At 60.7% G+C, this 20336-nt stretch carries 14 protein-coding genes; 5 read left to right on the forward strand and 9 right to left on the reverse strand.

Annotation, left to right across the window (positions count from 1 at the left end):
• Nucleotides 1-701: 701 nt before the first annotated feature.
• The 6 genes from prpD to HF027_RS13235 all read right to left on the reverse strand — a co-directional run bounded on the left by prpD (nucleotide 702) and on the right by HF027_RS13235 (nucleotide 9128).
• A complete protein-coding gene (prpD, locus tag HF027_RS13210) occupies nucleotides 702-2186 on the reverse strand; it encodes a 2-methylcitrate dehydratase (protein WP_168016432.1) in 1485 nt (494 codons plus the stop codon).
• 108 nt (nucleotides 2187-2294) lie between these two features.
• Nucleotides 2295-3485: a 2-methylaconitate cis-trans isomerase PrpF gene (prpF, locus tag HF027_RS13215; RefSeq protein ID WP_168016434.1), complete on the reverse strand. Its 1191-nt coding sequence runs from the start codon at nucleotides 3483-3485 to the stop codon at nucleotides 2295-2297.
• A 9-nt stretch (nucleotides 3486-3494) separates the two neighbouring features.
• On the reverse strand, nucleotides 3495-6107 hold the full coding sequence (gene acnD, locus HF027_RS13220) for a Fe/S-dependent 2-methylisocitrate dehydratase AcnD (protein ID WP_168016436.1): 2613 nt from the start codon (nucleotides 6105-6107) through the stop codon (nucleotides 3495-3497).
• Between the two features lie 179 nt (nucleotides 6108-6286).
• Nucleotides 6287-7414 (reverse strand): bifunctional 2-methylcitrate synthase/citrate synthase, encoded by a 1128-nt coding sequence (gene prpC, locus HF027_RS13225; protein ID WP_168016439.1) that lies wholly within the window; start codon nucleotides 7412-7414, stop codon nucleotides 6287-6289.
• Nucleotides 7415-7489: 75 nt separating this feature from the next.
• Nucleotides 7490-8377, reverse strand: a complete 888-nt coding sequence (gene prpB, locus HF027_RS13230; RefSeq protein WP_168016441.1) for a methylisocitrate lyase — start codon at nucleotides 8375-8377, stop codon at nucleotides 7490-7492.
• A gap of 40 nt (nucleotides 8378-8417) precedes the next feature.
• Nucleotides 8418-9128, reverse strand: a complete 711-nt coding sequence (locus HF027_RS13235) for a GntR family transcriptional regulator (protein ID WP_168016443.1) — start codon at nucleotides 9126-9128, stop codon at nucleotides 8418-8420.
• A 258-nt stretch (nucleotides 9129-9386) separates the two neighbouring features.
• Between HF027_RS13235 and pabB the strand changes: the two genes are divergently transcribed.
• Nucleotides 9387-10745 (forward strand): aminodeoxychorismate synthase component I, encoded by a 1359-nt coding sequence (gene pabB / locus HF027_RS13240; protein ID WP_168016445.1) that lies wholly within the window; start codon nucleotides 9387-9389, stop codon nucleotides 10743-10745.
• A gap of 173 nt (nucleotides 10746-10918) precedes the next feature.
• Complete coding sequence (locus HF027_RS13245; RefSeq protein ID WP_168016447.1) at nucleotides 10919-11539, forward strand: phosphoadenosine phosphosulfate reductase domain-containing protein; 621 nt, start codon at nucleotides 10919-10921, stop codon at nucleotides 11537-11539.
• A gap of 106 nt (nucleotides 11540-11645) precedes the next feature.
• Here HF027_RS13245 and cysB read toward each other — a convergent pair whose 3' ends face one another.
• Nucleotides 11646-12617, reverse strand: coding sequence for an HTH-type transcriptional regulator CysB (gene cysB / locus HF027_RS13250; protein ID WP_168016450.1), 972 nt, complete (start codon nucleotides 12615-12617; stop codon nucleotides 11646-11648).
• A 275-nt stretch (nucleotides 12618-12892) separates the two neighbouring features.
• Here cysB and trxA point away from each other — a divergent pair, with 275 nt between their 5' ends.
• Nucleotides 12893-13216: a thioredoxin gene (gene trxA, locus HF027_RS13255; protein ID WP_136252959.1), complete on the forward strand. Its 324-nt coding sequence runs from the start codon at nucleotides 12893-12895 to the stop codon at nucleotides 13214-13216.
• A gap of 160 nt (nucleotides 13217-13376) precedes the next feature.
• Here the strand turns inward: trxA and HF027_RS13260 are convergent, their stop codons facing one another.
• The gene (locus tag HF027_RS13260) at nucleotides 13377-14474 is read right to left on the reverse strand and encodes an AI-2E family transporter (RefSeq protein ID WP_168016451.1); all 1098 of its coding nucleotides are present in this window, start codon (nucleotides 14472-14474) and stop codon (nucleotides 13377-13379) included.
• Nucleotides 14475-14584: 110 nt separating this feature from the next.
• On the opposite strand from HF027_RS13260, the gene HF027_RS13265 reads away from it, so the two are divergent.
• The gene (locus tag HF027_RS13265; RefSeq protein ID WP_245184800.1) at nucleotides 14585-15439 is read left to right on the forward strand and encodes an SIMPL domain-containing protein; all 855 of its coding nucleotides are present in this window, start codon (nucleotides 14585-14587) and stop codon (nucleotides 15437-15439) included.
• A 134-nt stretch (nucleotides 15440-15573) separates the two neighbouring features.
• Here HF027_RS13265 and serS read toward each other — a convergent pair whose 3' ends face one another.
• Complete coding sequence (gene serS, locus HF027_RS13270) at nucleotides 15574-16851, reverse strand: serine--tRNA ligase (protein ID WP_168016453.1); 1278 nt, start codon at nucleotides 16849-16851, stop codon at nucleotides 15574-15576.
• Nucleotides 16852-17062: 211 nt separating this feature from the next.
• Here serS and HF027_RS13275 point away from each other — a divergent pair, with 211 nt between their 5' ends.
• Complete coding sequence (locus HF027_RS13275; protein WP_168016455.1) at nucleotides 17063-20332, forward strand: FAD-binding and (Fe-S)-binding domain-containing protein; 3270 nt, start codon at nucleotides 17063-17065, stop codon at nucleotides 20330-20332.
• Nucleotides 20333-20336 lie beyond the last annotated feature (4 nt).

Here is a 20336-nt window from a genome sequence, read left to right on the forward strand (position 1 = left end):
AAGAGCAGCTCCGGGCTCTATAAAGAGTGGAGCATCCCGCATCTGCCTGGCCGTTCGGCCGGCGCCCTGCGAGGAAGGCGTATTCTACTGAATCGGCAGTAAATGTCAACCCTTGCTGTTAGCGCTTGCCGTAGATGACCGGGCAAACCAGCGGCGAGTTGAACGCCGATCGAGTGGAGGGGCATTTTACCGTTTCCGGCTGTCTTGTCAATGCCGATCGATTCAAGCGAACCGAAAAACCTTAACGAAAACAAGTGCTTCCAACACCCTACACCGCTTCCGACGTTTGCTCGTCGGCGGCAGCGGATGCGTACTCTACGGACTATCGCGGAGCTACGCAAGGACTTTTCTACACCTCTATTCAGAGTCACCGAGCATCACGATGATCCACGTAACGCTGCTTCGGCCCCTAAGGGTAGCCAGAGCAAAAGACTCGTACCAGATGGATTATCTGCTAAGACATCAAGGTGACATTCTAATGCCTGTACACCGTACAACACCCAACCGATCGCGAAGATGGCGTTTTCCAGAAGGTCTCGGCCAGCGCTCGAGAGCATGAGGTTCGGCTAGCACCTGCGGCGTTCTTTACTACCGCCGGCGACGATAGGCCCTTGGCAAGCCATCAAGGTCGATCACTTCTCCTTCGCGATTCGCCTCGAATACCTGTAACAGGAGCTGAAAGCGCTGATCAATCAGCAGGCTTAGATCATGAATAGGTCGATGAAGCGATGAACCGGCGTGGCCTCCAGGCGTGCCTGTTCCTTGCACAGACGAAAGATGTCGTCGCAGCGACGCGGCGCGAATCGGGTCGCCAGGTTGGCTTTGAACTTCTCTTCAAGCAACGGTATCCCCTCTTCCCGGCGCCGACGATGCCCGACAGGATACTCGACGGCAACTTGCTCGGTCTTGCTGCCATCCTTGAAGAACACCTGAATGGCATTGGCGATAGAGCGCTTGTCCGCTTCGAGATACTCGCGGGTGTAACGTTCATCCTCGACGATTTCCATCTTGTCGCGCAGCTCATCTATGACCGGATGGTCACGATGAAAGGCATCTTCGTAATGCTCGGCACTTAGCCAGCCAAACGCCAAGGGGACGGCCGTCATATATTGCAGGCAGTGATCACGGTCCGCTGGATTAGCAAGAGCCCCTACCTTGGAGATGATACGAATCGCTGACTCATGAGTGGTAATCACTATCTTATCGATGTCGGCGAGCCGATTGCTGACCTGCGGATGCAGCGTAACAGCGGCTTCGCAGGCGGTTTGGGCGTGAAACTCCGCCGGGAAGGATATCTTGAACAGCACGTTTTCCATCACATAGGTGCCAAAATCCTGGCTGAAGGTGAGCTTTCGCTCGCCCTCGGGTTTAATCCGTTGCTCCTTGTTGGTCTTCGAAAACAGCACATCATAGAACCCCCACTGTGGTGCACTAAGCGCCCCGGGGATCCCCATTTCGCCACGCATGGCGATATCGACCAGCTGCACAGCCCTTGAAGTAGCATCCCCCGCGGCCCACGATTTGCGCGAACCGGCATTTGGGGCATGACGATAGGTGCGAAGGCTCTGACCATCGACAAAGGCATGCGATAGCGCAGAGAGCAGTTGCTCGCGGTCGGCGCCCATCAGCTTTGCCACCACGGCGGTGGAGGCCACCTTGACCAGCATGACATGATCGAGCCCCACTCTATTGAGGGAGCTCTCCAGCGCGATCACGCCCTGTATCTCATGGGCCATGATCATGGCCTCAAGGACAGCACGCATCGTCAGTGGCGTACGGCCATCGGCGACACGCTTCTGGGAGAGGTGATCGGCCACGGCCAGAATGCCCCCCAGATTGTCGGAGGGATGGCCCCACTCGGCAGCCAGCCAGGTATCGTTGTAGTCAAGCCAGCGAATGGTGGCCCCGATATCCCAGGCCGCCTTGACTGGATCCAGCCGGAAGGGAGTGCCGGGTACACGGGCCCCATGGGGCACCACAGTGCCTTCGACGACCGGCCCCAGGTGCTTTAAGCACTCTGGAAAACGCAGGGCCAGCAGGCCGCAGCCCAGGGTATCGATCAGGCAGTGACGAGCTGTCTGAAGTGCCTCATCGCTCTCGACCGTAAACCCGAGCACGTAGTCGGCGATCTTCTGCAGCTCGTCGTCGTAGTCCGGACGCACGTTGGTTTCCACGGTCGTCGTCATGCGCCTGCTCCTTTCTCGAACCTGTAGGTGTACCCCTCACTATAGAAAACGCCCCCCGGCCCTTGAGTTGAGAGCGGCGACCCGAGGCGTCCGTTCCCCCACCAGTGATCAGAAGCTGTCGCCGGGTACTCGCACCCAGCCTTCCATCAGCACCCGGGCACTTCGGCTCATCAGCGCCTGGTCAATGACCCAGCGACCCTCTACCAGGCTCGCCTGGGCGCCGACCCGCAGGCTACCGGAGGGGTGGCCAAAGGTGACGGCATTGCGCTTGCCGCCGCCGGCCGCCAGGTTGACCAGCGTGCCCTCGATGGCCGCCGCCGAGGCGATAGCGACTGCCGCGGTGCCCATCATGGCGTGGTGCAACTTGCCCATGGAGAGGGCCCGTACCAGAAGATCAATCTCGCTTGACTCGACCACCTTGCCACTGGATGACGTGTAGCTCGCCGGCGGCGCCACAAAGGCCACCTTGGGGGTGTGCTGCCGGTTGGCCGCCTCGCCCAGTTCCTTGATCAACCCCATGCGCAGGGCCCCATGGGCGCGGATAGACTCGAACATCTCTAGTGCCCGAGGATCGCCATTGATCGTTTCCTGAAGCTCGCTGCCGGTGTAACCGAGATCGGCGGCATTAACAAATACCGTGGGGATGCCGGCATTGATCATCGTCACCTTGATGACGCCACCCGCCACTACGTCGGCCGGCACTTCCAGGTCATCGACCAGCTGGCCGGTGGGAAAGATGGCGCCTTCGCCGTCGGCGGGATCCTTGAAGGCCACGGGCACCTCAGCGGCCGGGAAGGTCACGCCATCGAGCTCGAAGTCGCCCGTTTCCTGCACCTGGCCGTCAGTGATCGGCACCCGCGAGAGAATCGTCTTGCCGATGTTGGCCTGCCAGATACGCACCTCAACCACGCCATTTTCCGGGATGCGCGCGGGATCTATCAGGCCATTACTGATAGCGAAGGGGCCCACCGCCGCAGAGAGGTTGCCACAGTTGCCGCTCCAGTCGACAAAGGCCTTGTCGATGGAGACCTGGCCAAAGAGGTAGTCGACATCGTGGTCGGGGCTTTCGCTTCTGGAGAGAATCACGGTCTTGCTGGTGCTGGAGGTCGCCCCCCCCATACCGTCGATCTGTTTCTGGTAAGGGTCGGGACTGCCGATCACTCGCAACAGCAGCCGGTCGCGGGCTTCCCCGGGGACCTGGGCAGTGTCAGGCAGATCGGTGAGTTTAAAGAACACACCCTTGCTGGTGCCGCCTCGCATATAGGTGGCGGGCACCTTTATCTGCGGATGGTGGATCATGCAGCCTCCTCAGGCGACCTCGCTGGATTCAAGAAAGTCCTGAGCAAAGCGCTGCAACACGCCGCCAGCCGAGTAGATGGACACCTCTTCAGCGGTATCCAAGCGACAGATGACCGGTACCCGGTCGACCTCACCCGTCTGGCGGTGAATCACCAGCTCGAGGGTAGCGCGCGGTGCCGGCACTCCCTCCACATCATAGATCTCGGTGCCGTCCAGTTGCAGCGTGTGGCGGGTGGTGCCCTCCTCGAACTGCAACGGCATCACCCCCATGCCGACCAGGTTGGTGCGGTGAATACGCTCAAAGCCTTCGGCGACGATCGCTTCGACACCCGCAAGCGCCACGCCCTTGGCCGCCCAGTCACGTGACGATCCCTGGCCATAGTCGGCACCGGCGATAATAATCAACGGCTGCTTGCGTTCCATGTAGGTTTCGATGGCCTCCCACATGCGCGTGACCTGGCCTTCCGGCTCGATGCGTGCAAGCGAGCCTTGCCTCACCTTGCCGTCCTCGTCCCGCACCATCTCGTTGAAGAGCTTGGGGTTGGCAAAGGTGGCGCGCTGAGCGGTGAGGTGATCGCCGCGATGGGTCGCGTAGGAATTGAAGTCCTCCTCGGGCAGGCCCATCTTGTCCAGGTACTCGCCCGCCGCACTGTCCAGCATGATGGCGTTGGACGGGGATAGATGATCAGTGGTGATGTTGTCCGGCAGCACCGCCAACGGCCGCATGCCCTTGAGCATTTTCTCGCCGACCATACCGCCTTCCCAGTAAGGAGGACGGCGGATGTAGGTGCTCTGGGGACGCCATTCATAGAGCGGGCTGACCTCTGTGCTCGCGCCCTTGTCCACATCGAACATCGGAATATAGGTGGCCCGAAATTGCTCCGGCTTGACGCTCTGCTTGACGATGGCATCGATCTCCTCGTCGGCAGGCCAGATATCCTTCAGCGTGACCGGGTTGCCGTCCTGATCGTAGCCGAGGGCATCCTTTTCGATGTCGAAACGGATGGTGCCCGCAATGGCGTAAGCCACCACCAGCGGTGGCGAGGCCAGGAAAGCCTGCTTGGCATAGGGGTGGATGCGGCCATCGAAGTTACGATTACCGGAGAGCACCGCAGTGGCATAAAGATCGCGATCAATGATCTCCTGCTGGATTGTCGGATCCAGGGCACCGCTCATGCCATTGCAGGTGGTGCAGGCGAAAGCCACCACACCAAAGCCGAGATCCTCGAGCTCGGGCAGCAGCTCGGCTTCTTCCAGATACATCTTCACGGTCTTGGAACCCGGTGCCAGGGAGCTCTTCACCCAGGGCTTGCGTGTCAGCCCCAGCTGGTTGGCATTACGGGCGATCAGACCGGCCGCCACCATGTTGCGCGGGTTGCTGGTGTTGGTGCAGCTGGTGATGGCGGCGATGATTACCGCGCCATCGGGTAACTTGCCTGCCTTTTCTTCCTCTTGTGCCTTGTCCAGGTTCACGGCAATGCCGCGCTTGGCGAGCTCGGAGGTCGGCAGGTGGGCATGCGGATTGGAAGGACCCGCCAGGGTGCGAGTGACCGAGGACAGATCGAAAGTGAGCATGCGCTCGTACTCGGCATCCGTCAGGCTGTCGGCCCACAGGCCTGCGGTCTTGGCGTACTGCTCGACCAGCGCCACCTGATCGTCATCACGACCGGTGAGCTTCAGGTAATCGATGGTCTGGCCATCGATGTAAAACATCGCCGCCGTCGCCCCGTATTCGGGCGTCATATTGGAGATGGTGGCACGGTCGCCCACGGTCAGCGCTTCGGCACCCTCGTCGAAGAACTCCAGGTAGGCGCCGACCACGCGCTGCTGGCGCAGGAACTCGGTCAGCGCCAGCACCATGTCGGTGCTGGTGATACCGGGCTGCAGCCGGCCGGTAAGCTTCACGCCGACGATGTCGGGCAGGCGCATCATGGAGGCGCGACCCAGCATCACGCTCTCGGCCTCGAGGCCACCCACGCCGACGGAGATCACGCCCAGGGCGTCGACCATGGGGGTGTGGCTGTCGGTGCCCACACAGGTGTCCGGGAAGGCCACGCCATCACGCTTCTGCACCACCGGCGACATCTTCTCCAGATTGATCTGGTGCATGATGCCGTTGCCGGGCGGAATGACATCGACATTCTTGAACGCGGTCTTCGTCCAGTTGATGAAGTGGAAGCGGTCGTCGTTACGACGGTCCTCGATGGCGCGATTCTGCTCGAAGGCGTCCTTCTCGAAGCCGGCGTGTTCGACGGCCAGGGAGTGGTCGACAATCAGCTGGGTCGGCACCACCGGGTTGACCTTGGCCGGGTCACCGCCCTTCTCGGCGATGGCATCACGCAGGCCGGCAAGGTCGACGAGGGCCGTCTGACCAAGGATGTCATGACACACCACCCGCGCCGGGTACCAGGGAAAGTCCAGGTCGCGCCGACGCTCGATCAACTGCTCGAGAGCATCGGTCAGCATCGCCGGGTCACAGCGGCGCACCAGCTGCTCAGCCAGCACGCGCGAGGTGTAGGGAAGGGTATCGAAGGCACCGGGCTTTATGTCGTCGACGGCCGCACGGGTGTCGAAATAATCAAGCGATGTGCCGGGCAAGGGCTTGCGGTAATCCGTGTTCATGGCGTGCACCATCGGTTCAGGGACAGAAGAAAAGGCGATAGCAGCGGCTATCCAGTCAGGAACAAGCCTGCGCGGGTACTATGAACCCATCCCTGGGTGCTACCGACGCCTTTCCTGGCGTAGGGCCCTCGCTTCGACTTGTCCCCGCCCTTATCAAGACAGGGGCTCAGACAGGCACGTCAGTCACGCTCCTCGATGGGCACCCATTCGCTCTTCTCGGGGCCGACATAATCGGCGCTCGGGCGAATGATGCGATTGTTCTCACGCTGCTCGAATACATGGGCGCACCAACCGGTGACCCGCGAGCAGACGAAGATCGGCGTAAACAACTTGGTGGGAATGCCCATGAAGTAATAGGCGCTGGCATGGAAGAAGTCGGCGTTGCAGAAGAGTTTCTTCTCACGCCACATGACCGCCTCGACACGCTCGGAGACTGGATATAGAACGCTGTCGCCCACGTCCTCGGCAAGCTTCTGGGACCAGTGCTTGATGATGGCGTTGCGCGGATCGGACTCACGATAGATGGCATGGCCAAAGCCCATGATCTTGTCGCGGCGGGAGAGCATACCCATGACCTCACGCTCGGCCTCTTCAGGCGACTGCCAGTCCTCGATCATCGCCATGGCCGCCTCGTTGGCTCCGCCATGCAAGGGGCCACGCAGCGAACCAATGGCGCCGGTCACGCAGGAGTGCATGTCCGACAGCGTGGAGGCACAGACGCGGGCGGTGAAGGTCGAGGCGTTGAACTCATGCTCGGCGTAGAGAATCAGCGAGACATTCATCACCCGGGCGTGCAACTCGGAGGCTGGCTCATCGCGCAGCAGGTGCAGGAAGTGCCCGCCGACCGAGGCGTCATCGGTCTCGGTCTCGATGCGCACGCCATCGTGGGTGAAACGGTACCAGTAGCAGATAATCGACGGCAGGACGGCAAGCAGGCGGTCGGTAACGTCCTGCTGCTGATCAAAGCTCTCTTCCGTTTCCAGGTTGCCAAGCATCGAGGCGCCGGTGCGCATCACGTCCATGGGGTGAGCGTCGGCGGGAATCTGCTCAAGCACGCTCTTCAGCGCCTGTGGCAGGCCGCGCAATCCCTTGAGCTTGGCGACATAGGCATCCAGCTCAGCCTGATTCGGCAGCTTGCCCTTGAGCAGCAGATAAGCCACTTCCTCGAACTTCGCCTTTTCGGCCAGCTCTTCGATGTCGAAGCCGCGATAGGTCAGGCCGGATCCGGTATGACCAACGGTGCACAGTGCCGTGGCACCGGCACTCTGGCCTCTCAAGCCGGCACCACCGATGGGTTTATCTGCCATGTCGTGTCTCCTACTGACGTGTAATCGAGATTATGCTTATTGTTGTGATGCTGAAGGTCCTCAACCGTGGACGGCTCAGGTCTGCTCTTTATCGGCAAAGAGCGCATCCAGCTTCTGCTCAAAGCGGTGGTAGTCGAGAAAATCGTAGAGTTCATCGCGCGTCTGCATGATGTCGACCACGTCACGCTGATGCCCGTTGTCGTGGATACTCTGATAGACCTTGAGAGCCGCCGCATTCATGGCACGGAAGGCTGACAGCGGATACAACACCATCCGGCAGCCGACCTCACCAAGCTCCTGCTGGCTGAATAGCGGTGTTGCCCCAAATTCGGTGATATTGGCAAGAATCGGGGCCTTTACCCTGTCGCAGAAGGCACGATAGTCCTCGAGACTATGGACGGCTTCGGCGAAGATGGCATCGGCGCCGACCTCCACACAGGCATTGGCCCGGTCGATGGCAGCCTCGAGCCCTTCCTTCTGGAAAGCATCGGTTCGTGCAATAAGGTAGAAGTCTGGATCAATACGCGCGTCGGCAGCGGCCTTGATGCGGTCGACCATTTCCTCTTTTGAGACGATGGCCTTGTTGGGGCGATGCCCACAGCGCTTCTGTGCCACCTGATCCTCGAGGTGAACGGCTGCAACGCCGGCGCGCTGCATCTCCTTGACGGTACGTTCGATATTGAAAGCACCGCCCCAACCGGTATCGATGTCCACCAACAACGGGAGATCAGTGGCAGCGGTGATCCGTTTCGCGTCCTCGACCACATCGTTCATGGTGGTCATGCCAAGGTCAGGCAGCCCGAATGAGGCGTTGGCCACCCCTCCCCCAGACAAGTAGATCGCCTGATGACCGACCCGCTGCGCCATCAATGCGGTATAGGCATTGATGGTGCCCAGGATGGGTAGCGGACGCTGCGCCTCGAGAGCGGCACGAAAGCGGGCACCGGGGGTTAAGGTGGTCATGGTGATCTCCTGTCTGGATAAGTACCCCGGGCGACGTCCGTCATGGGGTAGAGGTGGGTTCCTGGTCGAGAATAGCCGCATAGCGTTCGGCGACATTCGCCCTCGATGCGCTGACGTGACGTCGCATCAGGAGCTCAGAAAGCTCGGCATCACCGGCCTCAATGGCATCGACAATGCGATGATGCTCGACAAAGGCTCGCTGCGGCCGACTGCCACTGGCACTGAACTGGGTGCGATAGAGCCGCACCAGGTAATAAAGATCGTCACAGAGAATCGTCATCAGCATGCGGTTGTGACTGCCCTGCACGATCATGTAATGAAAGTCGAGATCCCCTTCCCGCTGAAAGTAGGCTTCGCCGCGCCTCAGGTCCGCCTGGCGCTCGTGCACGGCCAGCAACTCGCGCAAGCCCGCGATCTCCTCCGCGGTCATATGTTCGGCAGCAAGCCGTGCGGCCATGCTTTCAAGCGCCTCGCGCACGTCGAACAGCTCGATCAGTTCCTTCATCGACAGCTTGACCACGCGAGCACCGACGTGGGGCACCCTCTCGATCAGGCGATGCGTCTCAAGCCTGCGCATCGCCTCGCGTAGTGGTCCGCGAGAAATGCCGTAGGCCTTGGACAGCCCGGGCTCTGTAATTTTGCTGCCGGGCGCCAGGTCTCCGCGCACAATGGCGCTCTGCAACTGATTGAAGACCCGCTCCGCCAAGGTACGCACTTCCGGGGTTTCGAGATCCACTGGGGTGGTTGTCATAGTAATTGTCGACAATTAGATGATGAGATGAACTTTAGCCAGCCGTCTCGTCGGGGTCAATACGCATGTACTCCGCATCGACTACACCTTTGGGCGTAAGGCTAAAGGCGAGCGCAAAAGCCGTTGTCGACAATGTTAGCAGAGTTGACAGGGTAGCGCCGAGCACTTCCCCCTTCGTCAACGCTGAAGTCGAGAGAGATGGGACAAACGGCCTCATGCGGCCTAGAATGTGCCGCTCGTTGAAGAAAAGCGCACCCCATGAGTTCACCGATGGAAATCACGCCACTGCCCTACCGGCAGGACCCGCTGGGCTACTTCGCTCCCTTGCGCGAGCGGCGCGGCGCTGTATTGCTGGACAGCGGGCGCCCTCAAGGCCCAGGTGGGCGCTATGACATCATTAGTGCGGAACCACTAGCCCTGATGAGCGTCAGCCCCACCGGCGAGGTAAGCAGCGATAGCGACACACCACTACCCAGGGATCCGGTCGCCGCCCAGAAATCACTGCTATCTCAGCTTGACGTCGAGGCACCAGAGAGCCATCTGCCCTTCCTCGGCGGCCTGATAGGCTATTGGAGTTACGACTTCGGCCGTTGCCTGGAGCCAATCCACGGCAAGGCCACGGATGTAGTGGAGCTACCATGGAGTCGCGTAGGCCTCTATGACTGGGCGATCATTCAGGATCATGTCCGGGGCGAAAGCTTCCTGGTCGCCGACAAGAAACGGCGTGCCCAGGTGGAAGCGTGGCTGGCTATCGAACCGCCGACCATTACCCCTTTTACTATCACGGCCCCTTTTGCGGGCGAGCAGGATCGGAAGGGCTACGGTGAGCGTTTTCGCGCCGTACAGCACTACATCCATGCCGGAGACTGCTACCAGATCAACCTGGCTCAGCGCTTCAGCGCCCCCTATCGGGGCGATTTATGGCAGGCCTACCTGAACCTCCGTGAGGCAACCCCCACGCCGTTCGCTGGCTACATGGCCTGGGAGGACAAGGCGGTACTATCACTATCGCCGGAGCGGTTCCTGCAATGTCACCAAGGACGTGTCGAGGCACGACCGATCAAGGGCACTCGCCCGCGTGGCGATACTCCCGAACAGGATGCCGCCCTGGCCAATGAGCTCAAGGCCAGCGCCAAGGATCGCGCCGAGAACGTGATGATCGTTGATTTGCTGCGCAACGACCTGGGACGGTCTTGCGCGCCGGGTAGTGTTAGAGTGCCGCAACTGTGCGGTTTGGAGAGCTACGCCAACGTGCACCACCTGGTCAGTGTGGTTGAGGGTCGCCTTGCCAATGACCAGACCCCTCTCGACATCCTGGCAGCCGCCTTTCCCGGCGGCTCGATCACTGGCGCGCCAAAGATTCGCGCCATGCAGATCATCGACGAACTCGAGCCCAGTCGACGCAGCGTCTACTGCGGCAGCCTTGGCTACATTGACCACCGCGGACACATGGACACCTCGATCGCCATTCGTACCGCGGTAGCCAGTGCCGGACAACTCCACCTCTGGGGCGGCGGCGGTCTGGTCGCAGACTCCGAGGAAAGCGCCGAATTCGCCGAGACGCTGGACAAGATCCGTCACCTGCTGACGGCACTGAGCGATATTGCCCCCCAGTGAGGCCATCGAGATCCCGGCTCTGGTTAGCACCAAGGATTCTAACCATCCTCCAGGGGCAATCATTTCGCTATATAAGAACCGAACCAATGGGTATTGGGGCTCCAGGCTGGCGATTTGCTAGGGTGACGCCATCATCGGAATTTGACCGGTTCCCCATCATTTCAGGAGGCCCCATGGACTTCGACATCGACGCTATCAACCGCGACCTCAGCCATGACCCCGAGGCGCTGACGCGCTGGGCGCTGAGTCTTAACAAACATGCTATCTGCACCACCAACTTCCGCCCCTTCGAGGCGGTCATCCTGCACATGGTGTCCCAGGTCCAGCCGGATATCCCTGTGGTGTGGATGGACTCGGGCTATAACACTGAAGCGACTTACCGCTTTGCCGATGACGTCATCAAGCGGCTGAATCTGAACCTGGTAAGTTACCTGCCCAAGCGTACCCGGGCCCACCGCGAAGCGCTGGAAGGCGCCATGCCAACCATCGACGACCCGCGTCATACCGCCTTCACCGAGGAGGTAAAACTGGAACCCTTCTCGCGTGCACTGAGCGAAATGGCCCCGCAGGTGTGGCTGACCGCCCTTCGCGCCGAAGACACGCCCGAGCGGGCCAAGATGCAGCCGGTATCGGTCAACGACGATGGCCTGATCAAGGTCGCCCCAGTGCTGAACTGGACCGCCAAGGACATGTATGAGTACCTGGTAAAGCACGACCTGCCCAACAACTTTGACTACTTCGACCCCACCAAGGTAGAAGACAAGCGCGAGTGCGGGCTGCACCTCCAGCACTGACCCGTCAAGCGCTCCAAGACGACAGACAGATCCAAGAAGGCCCCGGCAGCACAAGCTGTCGGGGCCTTTCTGTATTTAGCTGGCGAAGGTGATCGACGTCGGTAACTCAGCGTACCGGCAGGGTGATGTCAGAAAACAGCTCTTGGTCGTGGCGCGGCCCGGCTGCCAGTGCTGCCTCGACCAGATCGCGATCGAGATGCGGCGCGAATCCCTGAACGAAGTCGAACATAAAGCCGCGCATGAAAGTCCCGCGACGAATGCCGATCTTGGTGGTCGAACTCTCGAAGAGGTGACTGGCATCCAACGCCACCAGGTCTCCATCAGCCTCGGGGTCAACCGCCATGTGAGCGACGATGCCGACCCCAAGACCGAGGCGCACATAGGTCTTGATGACATCAGCATCCGCCGCGGTCAGCACCACGTTGGGCGTGAGATCCTGGGCACGGAAGGCATCGTCGAGTTGTGAGCGGCCGGTGAAGCCAAATACATAGGTGACCAGCGGATACTCGGCGAGCCCCTCGAGGGTCAGCTTGCCGGCCTCGGCCAGCGGATGCCCCTTGGGCACCAGCACACAGCGATTCCAGCGATAACAGGGCAACAGTACCAGATCGTTGAAAAGCTCAAGGGACTCTGTGCAGATAGCGAAATCGGCTTGGCCCTCGCTTACCATCTCGGCAATCTGTTTGGGTGTTCCTTGCTGCATGTGCAGCGCCACTTCGGGGTACTTGCGGGTAAACTCACCAATTACCGGCGGTAGCGCATAACGCGCCTGGGTATGCGTGGTAGCAATCGACAGGCTACCCCGGCGCTCGTTACTGTGCTCCTGAGCGACCTGCTTGATGTTGTCGGTAGTGCGCAACACCTGCCCCGCCAGGTCAATGATCGCCTGACCAGCGGGCGTCACGCGAGTGAGGTGTTTACCGCTACGGGCAAATATCTCAATACCAAGTTCGTCCTCCAGCAGACGAATCTGCTTGGAAATGCCTGGCTGCGAAGTAAAAAGGCTCTGCGCCGTGGCCGAGACATTGAGGTTATGGCGGGTGACCTCCCAGATATAACGCAGTTGCTGCAGCTTCATCCCCGAAACGCTCCTTATGCCCACGCATTGACCGAGCCAGCGGCTCACAGTTTTAATACCGCCAAGCAATAACATGCTGTAGCATGATTACTTTATGCTATAAGACTAGCATATAAAAAAGTTCCACGAGAGCCCGGTGACAAGGCCAGATTATTGCATCTGGCTATCAGGGTAATTGCGGATCAGGCATTTGCCAGCGGCCCTGGCGGCCGCTACCATCTGCCGACTACGCTTAAGAAGCGCGCGTTCAACGCGTAATGCAACGGGAGAATTACATGGCCAACAACGTCGATGTCACCACCGCCAATTTCGAGCAGGAAGTTCTCAAGTCCGACAAACCGGTACTGCTGAAGTTCTGGGCACCCTGGTGCGGCCCCTGCAAGATGATGGCACCGGTAGTGGACGAAGTCGCCGATGAGCGTGCCGACAATGTGAAGGTCGTGAGCGTGAACGTAGACGATGCGCCCGATATTGCCTCTGAGCACGGCGTGCGCGGTGTCCCCACCGTGATGCTGTTCAAGTCTGGCGCCAAGGTGGCCTCGCTGGTGGGAGCACAGTCCAAGTCTCAGCTAGCACAATTTCTCGATCAGAACGCCTGATCGCGAGCCAAGCCCTACCGCCTTATCCCCAACGCCCTGGCCATGCCGGGGCGTTGGCATTTGGGCACTTGGTTTCAATTTGGCTACCTGATTCAGGGTGCATTCACCAGATGCTTCCTTTTTCAGTCTCGCCTTTTGGGTCTACTCCCTGACGCAACACTCATGAGTCGGCTGATGAGGCCTTTTTTTCCGCTGGCGGCACCACCGGACGCTCGTAGCCCGGCCCTAACAGACGAGCCATCCAGCGCGTCTGAGGATGACTATCGAGCGCAATTTTCAGCGTCATCGTCAGCAGAACGGACAGCAACAACCCTGCCGTCCCTAGAATCCAGCCCCAGACCACCAGCGACAGGAAAGCCACAAAGGTCGAAAGCCCCAAAGCTCGCCCCATCACTCTTGGCTCGACAAGGTTGCCCATCACAAAATTGATGCCGAGAAAGCTTCCCGCCAATAGCGCCGCCGGAAATATCCCGCCCTGAGACGATACCAACAGCAGTAGCACCGGCGGAATCGCCGCCAATACTGAGCCGATATTGGGAATATAGTTGAACCCAAAGGCCAGCGTTGCCCATAGCAGCGGAAAATCGACACCGAGTATCTTGCAAGACAGCCATACCAGCACGCCCGTTACCAGACTGATAAGGGTCTTGACCGCCAGATACCGCTTGAGGGTCAGGCTGAACTCATTGAAACGTTGCAAGCTTGGCGCCGGATTCATCAACGCCTGGGACACTTTTTCCCGAAAGTTAAGGGTCTCAAAGAGCAGGAAAATGACCAGCAGCGCCACGATGACGCTTTGCATCAAGATATTGCCGACTTCACCCAGCAGCGCCGGAATCAACTGGGTGGCCTTGGTCGGGTCCAGCCACTCGGAGAAACGCTCGGGACGAATCGACACCCCCATCCCCGCCAGCCAGTTGAGGATGCCCAGATAATCATCATAGAGTTGTGACTCTAGCTCAGGCAGTGCCTCGATGAACGTATTGACGCTATTGACCAACAACAGGCCTAGAAGACTCAGCAGCAAGCCGATCACCATCAAGGTCAACCACACCGACAGCCGCAAACCGACCCCGAGGCGGTGCAGCCAGTGCACCGGCGATGTGCATATCACGGCGATGAAAAGCGACAGCAGAAGGGGGACCAACAGACTGGAGCCTAGCTTCATGCCACCGATGATGACCACCAGAGCAGCCAGCGCCAGCGTCAGGTTAAGCGGAATGGTACTTGCCGCCTCGTCGATATCCTTGTCGTTCATGGGCCCTTCTCTGGAATCGCTTATGCTGGATGATGAAGGAAGTTTAACGACTCGCCACTCCCTTTACACAATCGTTGGGCAAAATGACGCCCAGACTACACGGAGGTTGCATGTTTCCCCTATTAGCCAAGCAAACTCTGACAAGCCGCCAGTCACTGCACCAGCGCCTGTCTCAACATCGAAGCTCACATATGATGGCTGGCATAAGCCTGCTGGTGGCGGCCTGCCTATCAATCAGCGCCACCGCAGAAGCCCAGCAGCCGGCTGCACAGCAGTCACTTGAGCGACGACTCGAAGTATCAGCCCACCATACGCTCAACGTCGCACCAGACATGGCCACTCTGAACGCTCGGCTGTGGGAGCGTACTCCGGCGCGCGCCGCCGACGCGGCCCGCGAGGCAGACCCGGAGGCACTCAAGGAGGCCCGCACGCGGCTGGAGGAGCGCATGGGCAAACTGATTCGCGTCCTTGAACAACAAGGCCTAGCTCGCGAAGCCATTCAGGCAGGCTCACTGTCCGTGCAACCGAACTACGTACAAGGCCCCGTCAATGCTGAGGGTCAGTCTGAGCGACAAGTACGCACCCAACTGACGCGCCCCATCACCTTGACCCTTGATGATCTCGATGCCCTGCCCGACCTTCTCGATGCCTTGACCAGTGCAGGCGTCGACTCCCTGGACGGCGTCAGCTATGACCTCAAGGATCGCAGCGCGGCAAGCGATAAGGCGCTTGCGCTCGCCATCGACCGAGCCAAGGGCAAGGCGGCGCTGATGGCCGAGCGCCTGGATATCAACCTCGGGCGTGTACTGCTGGTCCAGGAAACGCAGATGCCGCGTTTCCAGCCACAGATGATGATGCGAAGCGCCGACGCTGCATCCAAGGAGATGAGCACGGAGTATCGCCCGGGCCAGATCGATATCGAGGCCGAGGTGGCCGTTCACTGGACCATCGCTGACACGCCATGACGTGACCGAACGCCCCAGCGCACAAGGCCCCGACGGATAACCGTCGGGGCCTTTGCAGTCAGATCACCGGTCAGGCAAACCGCACCTCAGGGGTAATCACTGGTGCAGAAGCGAACGCACGCCACCTAATGCATTCAGACGTTGATCACCTCGAGGCCACCCATATAGGGACGCAGCGCTTCCGGTACCAGAATCGAGCCATCGGCCTGCTGATTGTTCTCGAGCACCGCCAGCAGGCAGCGACCCACGGCCAGCCCCGAGCCGTTGAGCGTGTGCAGTAGCTGCGGTTTCTTCTGATCCGGGTGACGGAAACGTGCCTGCATGCGCCGCGCCTGGAAGTCCTCGCAGTTGGAGACCGAAGAAATTTCCCGGTAGGTGTCCTGGCTCGGCAGCCACACTTCCAGATCGTAGGTCTTGGTCGCCCCGAAGCCCATGTCGCCGGTGCACAGGGTCACAACACGATACGGCAGCTCCAGTGCCTGCAAGAGTGCCTCGGCATGACCGCGCATTTCCTCGAGCGTCTCGTAGCTCTTGCCCGGCTCGACCATCTGCACCATTTCGACCTTGTCGAACTGGTGCTGGCGAATCATGCCCCGGGTGTCGCGCCCATGAGAGCCGGCCTCACTGCGAAAACACGGTGTGTGTGCCGTCAGGCGAACCGGAAGCGCCTTGTAATCGAGAATCTCGTCCCTGGCAAAGTTGGTCAGCGGCACCTCGGCCGTGGGAATCAAGTAGTAGTCCTGCTCCCCTTCAAGGCGGAAGAGGTCTTCACCAAACTTGGGCAGCTGACCGGTGCCGGTGAGTGAGTCAGCATTGACCATGTAGGGCACATAACACTCTTCATAGCCATGTACCTCGGTCTGGGTATCGAGCATGAACTGAGCCAGCGCCCGATGCAGCCGGGCGACCGGGCCACGCATCACCGCAAAGCGTGAGCCGGTGAGCTTTGAGGCCATGTCGAAATCCAGATAGCCAAGCTTGGCTCCCAGATCGACGTGGTCCTTGACCTCGAAGTCAAACTCACGCGTCGAGCCCCACCGGTGCAGCTCGACGTTGTCGTCCTCACTTGCGCCTTCCGGCACGCTCTCGTGAGGCAGGTTCGGCAGGGACGCGACCATGGCGTCCCACTCTTCCTGCAAGCTCGCCAGGGCTTTCTTGGCCTGATCCAGGCGATCGCCCAGGTCACTTACCTCGGCCAGCAGCGGCTCTATGTCCTGACCCTCGGCCTTGGCCTTGCCAATCGCCTTGGAGCGTGTGTTGCGCTCACTCTGCAGCTGTTCGGTCTGCGTCTGCAGCTCACGGCGCCTGGACTCCAGGGACTCGAGCTGAGCGGTATCGAGGGTGAAGCCACGCTTGGCCAGTCGTTGGGCAACCTGATCGAGGTCACCACGCAGCAGTTTTGGATCGAGCATGGAATCCTGTCCGTCACAGTCAATGAAAGGGCAATGTCGCCAGCAGGCGCCCATTGTAGGGAAAAGCCGCTGCTTTCACCACGCCAGCGCCGGCGTGCACCGCCCGGCAGGCTCCGGTAAAGTGGGCATATTCCCTTTTTACTGCCCACGCCAGGACATCGATGGCGATGTCCGCCGGCCAGCGCAGCGATCCACGGTCTTATAGCGCCTCATGATTGCACAACTGGACAGCCTTGCCCGACTCGACGCCGACTACCTGCGCTTCCTAAAGGCCCTTCGGGCCGAGGGATTCGACGGCGAGATCGCCCCTGATTATGCCAACCGCACAGTGCTGGCGACCGACAATTCGATCTATCAGCGCCTGCCTCAGGCGGTGCTCTACCCCCGCCACGGTGAGGATCTCGTGCGCATTGCACGCCTTGCCGGCCAACGGGGCTACCGTCGCGTGGCACTCACGCCCCGTGGCGGCGGGACCGGCACCAATGGCCAGTCGCTGACAGATGGTCTGGTCGTCGATGTCTCCAAGCATATGAACGCCATCCTCGATATCGATGTCGAGCGTCGCCATGTACGCGTGCAGGCCGGCGTGGTCAAGGACCAGCTCAATGCCGCCCTGAAGCCACATGGGCTCTTCTTTGCCCCAGAGCTATCGACCTCCAACCGCGCGACCATCGGCGGCATGATCTCGACCGATGCCAGCGGCCAAGGCAGCTGCGAGTATGGCAAGACCCGTGATCACGTCCTCGAGCTCGACAGCATATTGATGGGCGGCGAGCGTCTCACCAGTCGACCCCTCGACGCCAAGGCGCTCGAGGGGGCGTGCGAGCGTGATGATCGGATCGGCGAGGTCCACCGCACGGCCCGCATGATCATCGACACCCAAGCCGGACTGATCGAAGCCAAGTTCCCCAAGCTCAATCGCTGCCTGACCGGCTATGACCTGGCGCATCTCTATAACGACGAGCAGCAGTTCGACCTCAACAGCGTCTTGTGCGGCTCGGAGGGCTCGCTTGGCTTCCTCAACGAGGCCGTCCTCAATGTCCTGCCGATCCCCAAGCACTCGACGCTGGTCAATGTGCGCTATTCGAGTTTCATGGATGCCCTGCGCGATGCCAAGGCGCTGATGGCAAGCGCTGCGGCACCCACTTCCATCGAGACGGTGGATGACAAGGTGCTCGGGCTTGCCATGCAGGACTTCGTCTGGGATAGCGTCGAGGAGTTCTTCCCGACCCCGGAAGCCGCAGCCTCGGTAGATGAGTCCGACACGGCGGTGGCGACCCGAACCGATACGGCGATCCGTGGCATCAACCTGATCGAATTCAACGCCGATGATGCCGAAGCACTCGAGGCACGCATTGCCGATTTCACTCACCACTTAGCGGCAGACGAAAGCGTAGAACGGCTCGGCTATACCCTGGCCCTTGGCCACGAGCAGATTCAGCGGATCTATGCGATGCGCAAGCGTGCAGTGGGGCTGCTCGGCAACGTCCAGGGCGAGAAACGCCCGATTCCCTTCGTCGAGGACACCGCGGTGCCCCCGGAGCACCTGGCCGACTATATCGCCGAATTCCGAGCCGCCCTGGATGCTCGTGGGCTCGACTATGGCATGTTCGGCCATGTCGATGCCGGCGTACTGCATGTGCGCCCGGCCATCGACATGAAGGATCCCGCCCAGGAGGCGCTGATTCGCGAGATATCGGATGAGGTCGCCGACCTGACCCACAAGTATCACGGTCTCTTGTGGGGCGAGCATGGCAAGGGAGTGCGCTCGGAGTATGCGCCCAAGTTCTTTGGCGAGCTCTACCCAAGCCTGCAGCGCCTGAAGGCCGCCTTCGATCCGTATAATCAGCTTAATCCGGGCAAGATCGCCACACCGCTCTGCTCCTCTATCCCGCCCGGAACCGCGGGAAGCGCGCCCGATGCTGCGGAACCCGCTATCCGGCCCGACGACGCGGATTCCTCAGACGGCCAAGCGGTAGCGTCTGAGGCGGCGAGCGTGGCGCCGCACGAGACCGCCGAACAGACGCTCAACTGGGTCGACCCTGGGCTCTTGACCATCGACGGCGTGCCGACCCGGGGCCAGCATGATCGCCAGATCGACGAACGGGTCTGGCAATCCCATGCCGCCGCGGTCTACTGCAACGGCAACGGCGCCTGCTACAACTACGACCCCGATGACGCCATGTGCCCGTCCTTCAAGGCGACCCGCGAGCGGGTCCACTCGCCCAAGGGCCGCGCCAGCCTGATGCGTGAATGGCTGCGCCTGCAGGGCCAGGCCGGCACCGACGTGCTCGAGGAGTCGCGCAAGAAGAGAGACGAAGGCCTCCGGGGCTTCTTGCGCCACCTCCCCGCCCGCACCCGCAACACCTGGGCCAGGCACCGCGGGCAGGAGGACTTCTCCCATGAGGTCTACGACGCCATGGCCGGCTGCCTGGCCTGCAAGTCCTGCGCGGGTCAGTGCCCGATCAAGGTCAATGTGCCGGAATTCCGCTCCCAGTTCCTCGAGATCTACCACGGCCGCTACCTGCGTGCGCCACGGGACTATGTGATCGGTAGCCTGGAATTTGTCGTGCCCTACCTCGCGCCGCTAGCACCGCTCTACAATGCGGCCCTCGACAACCGCCTGGTGGATCGTCTGTTATCTGGCCCCATCGGCATGGTCGACAGCCCCAAGCTGTCCCGAGCAAGCCTCAAGAAGCAACTCAGGGCCTGGGGCGTGGCGGAGGCCACCCCGACGGCGCTGGGGCTGCTCACCGACACGCAAAAGGCCAACAGCGTGATCCTGGTGCAGGATGCCTTTACCAGCTACTTCGAATCGAAGCTGGTGATGGACGTGGTCGAGCTGCTCTCGCGGCTCGATGTGAAGGTCTTCGTCGCGCCCTTCTCCCCCAATGGCAAGCCGCTCAACGTGCAGGGCTTCCTCGGCGCCTTCGAGCGCACCGCGCAGCGACAGGCCCAAAGGCTCAAGAGTCTGGCAAGCTTCGGCGTGCCGCTGGTCGGCATCGACCCGGCGATGACCCTCACCTACCGCCAGGAGTACGTGAAGTCACTGGGGCCAGACGCCGTGCCTGATGTGCTGATGCTTCAGGAGTGGCTGGTATCGATGGGCAACCGCCTCAAGCCGCGCGGCGTCACGCTACATGATCCCGGTTTCAAGCTACTCGCCCACTGCACCGAGAAGACCAATGCCCCAGGCTCACCCAAGGCCTGGCAGCAGGTCTTTGCCAGTTTCGGGCTGGAACTCGAGGTGCTGTCGAGCGGCTGCTGTGGCATGTCCGGCACTTACGGCCATGAGGCGCGAAACCTCGAGACCTCAAAAACCATCTATGCCCAGTCATGGCAGCCCAAGGTAGAAGATTCCACCAACGCCGGCCGCCTGCTGGCCACCGGCTATTCCTGCCGCAGCCAGGCCAAACGGCTGTCCGATACCGCGCTTGCTCACCCACTGCAAGGCCTCCTCGAAACACTGCGCAGCGCCTGATGGC

The organism is Halomonas salinarum (assembly GCF_012062845.1).
GTDB classification, from domain to species: domain Bacteria; phylum Pseudomonadota; class Gammaproteobacteria; order Pseudomonadales; family Halomonadaceae; genus Onishia; species Onishia salinarum.

What these genes read in the sequence shown, in the direction of transcription:
- prpD (WP_168016432.1), bottom strand. Translation starts at nt 2,186, where the DNA reads ATGACGACGACCGTGGAAACCAACGTGCGTCCGGACTACGACGACGAG.
- prpF (WP_168016434.1), bottom strand. Translation starts at nt 3,485, where the DNA reads ATGATCCACCATCCGCAGATAAAGGTGCCCGCCACCTATATGCGAGGC.
- acnD (WP_168016436.1), bottom strand. Translation starts at nt 6,107, where the DNA reads ATGAACACGGATTACCGCAAGCCCTTGCCCGGCACATCGCTTGATTAT.
- prpC (WP_168016439.1), bottom strand. Translation starts at nt 7,414, where the DNA reads ATGGCAGATAAACCCATCGGTGGTGCCGGCTTGAGAGGCCAGAGTGCC.
- prpB (WP_168016441.1), bottom strand. Translation starts at nt 8,377, where the DNA reads ATGACCACCTTAACCCCCGGTGCCCGCTTTCGTGCCGCTCTCGAGGCG.
- HF027_RS13235 (WP_168016443.1), bottom strand. Translation starts at nt 9,128, where the DNA reads ATGACAACCACCCCAGTGGATCTCGAAACCCCGGAAGTGCGTACCTTG.
- pabB (WP_168016445.1), top strand. Translation starts at nt 9,387, where the DNA reads ATGAGTTCACCGATGGAAATCACGCCACTGCCCTACCGGCAGGACCCG.
- HF027_RS13245 (WP_168016447.1), top strand. Translation starts at nt 10,919, where the DNA reads ATGGACTTCGACATCGACGCTATCAACCGCGACCTCAGCCATGACCCC.
- cysB (WP_168016450.1), bottom strand. Translation starts at nt 12,617, where the DNA reads ATGAAGCTGCAGCAACTGCGTTATATCTGGGAGGTCACCCGCCATAAC.
- trxA (WP_136252959.1), top strand. Translation starts at nt 12,893, where the DNA reads ATGGCCAACAACGTCGATGTCACCACCGCCAATTTCGAGCAGGAAGTT.
- HF027_RS13260 (WP_168016451.1), bottom strand. Translation starts at nt 14,474, where the DNA reads ATGAACGACAAGGATATCGACGAGGCGGCAAGTACCATTCCGCTTAAC.
- HF027_RS13265 (WP_245184800.1), top strand. Translation starts at nt 14,585, where the DNA reads ATGTTTCCCCTATTAGCCAAGCAAACTCTGACAAGCCGCCAGTCACTG.
- serS (WP_168016453.1), bottom strand. Translation starts at nt 16,851, where the DNA reads ATGCTCGATCCAAAACTGCTGCGTGGTGACCTCGATCAGGTTGCCCAA.
- HF027_RS13275 (WP_168016455.1), top strand. Translation starts at nt 17,063, where the DNA reads ATGATTGCACAACTGGACAGCCTTGCCCGACTCGACGCCGACTACCTG.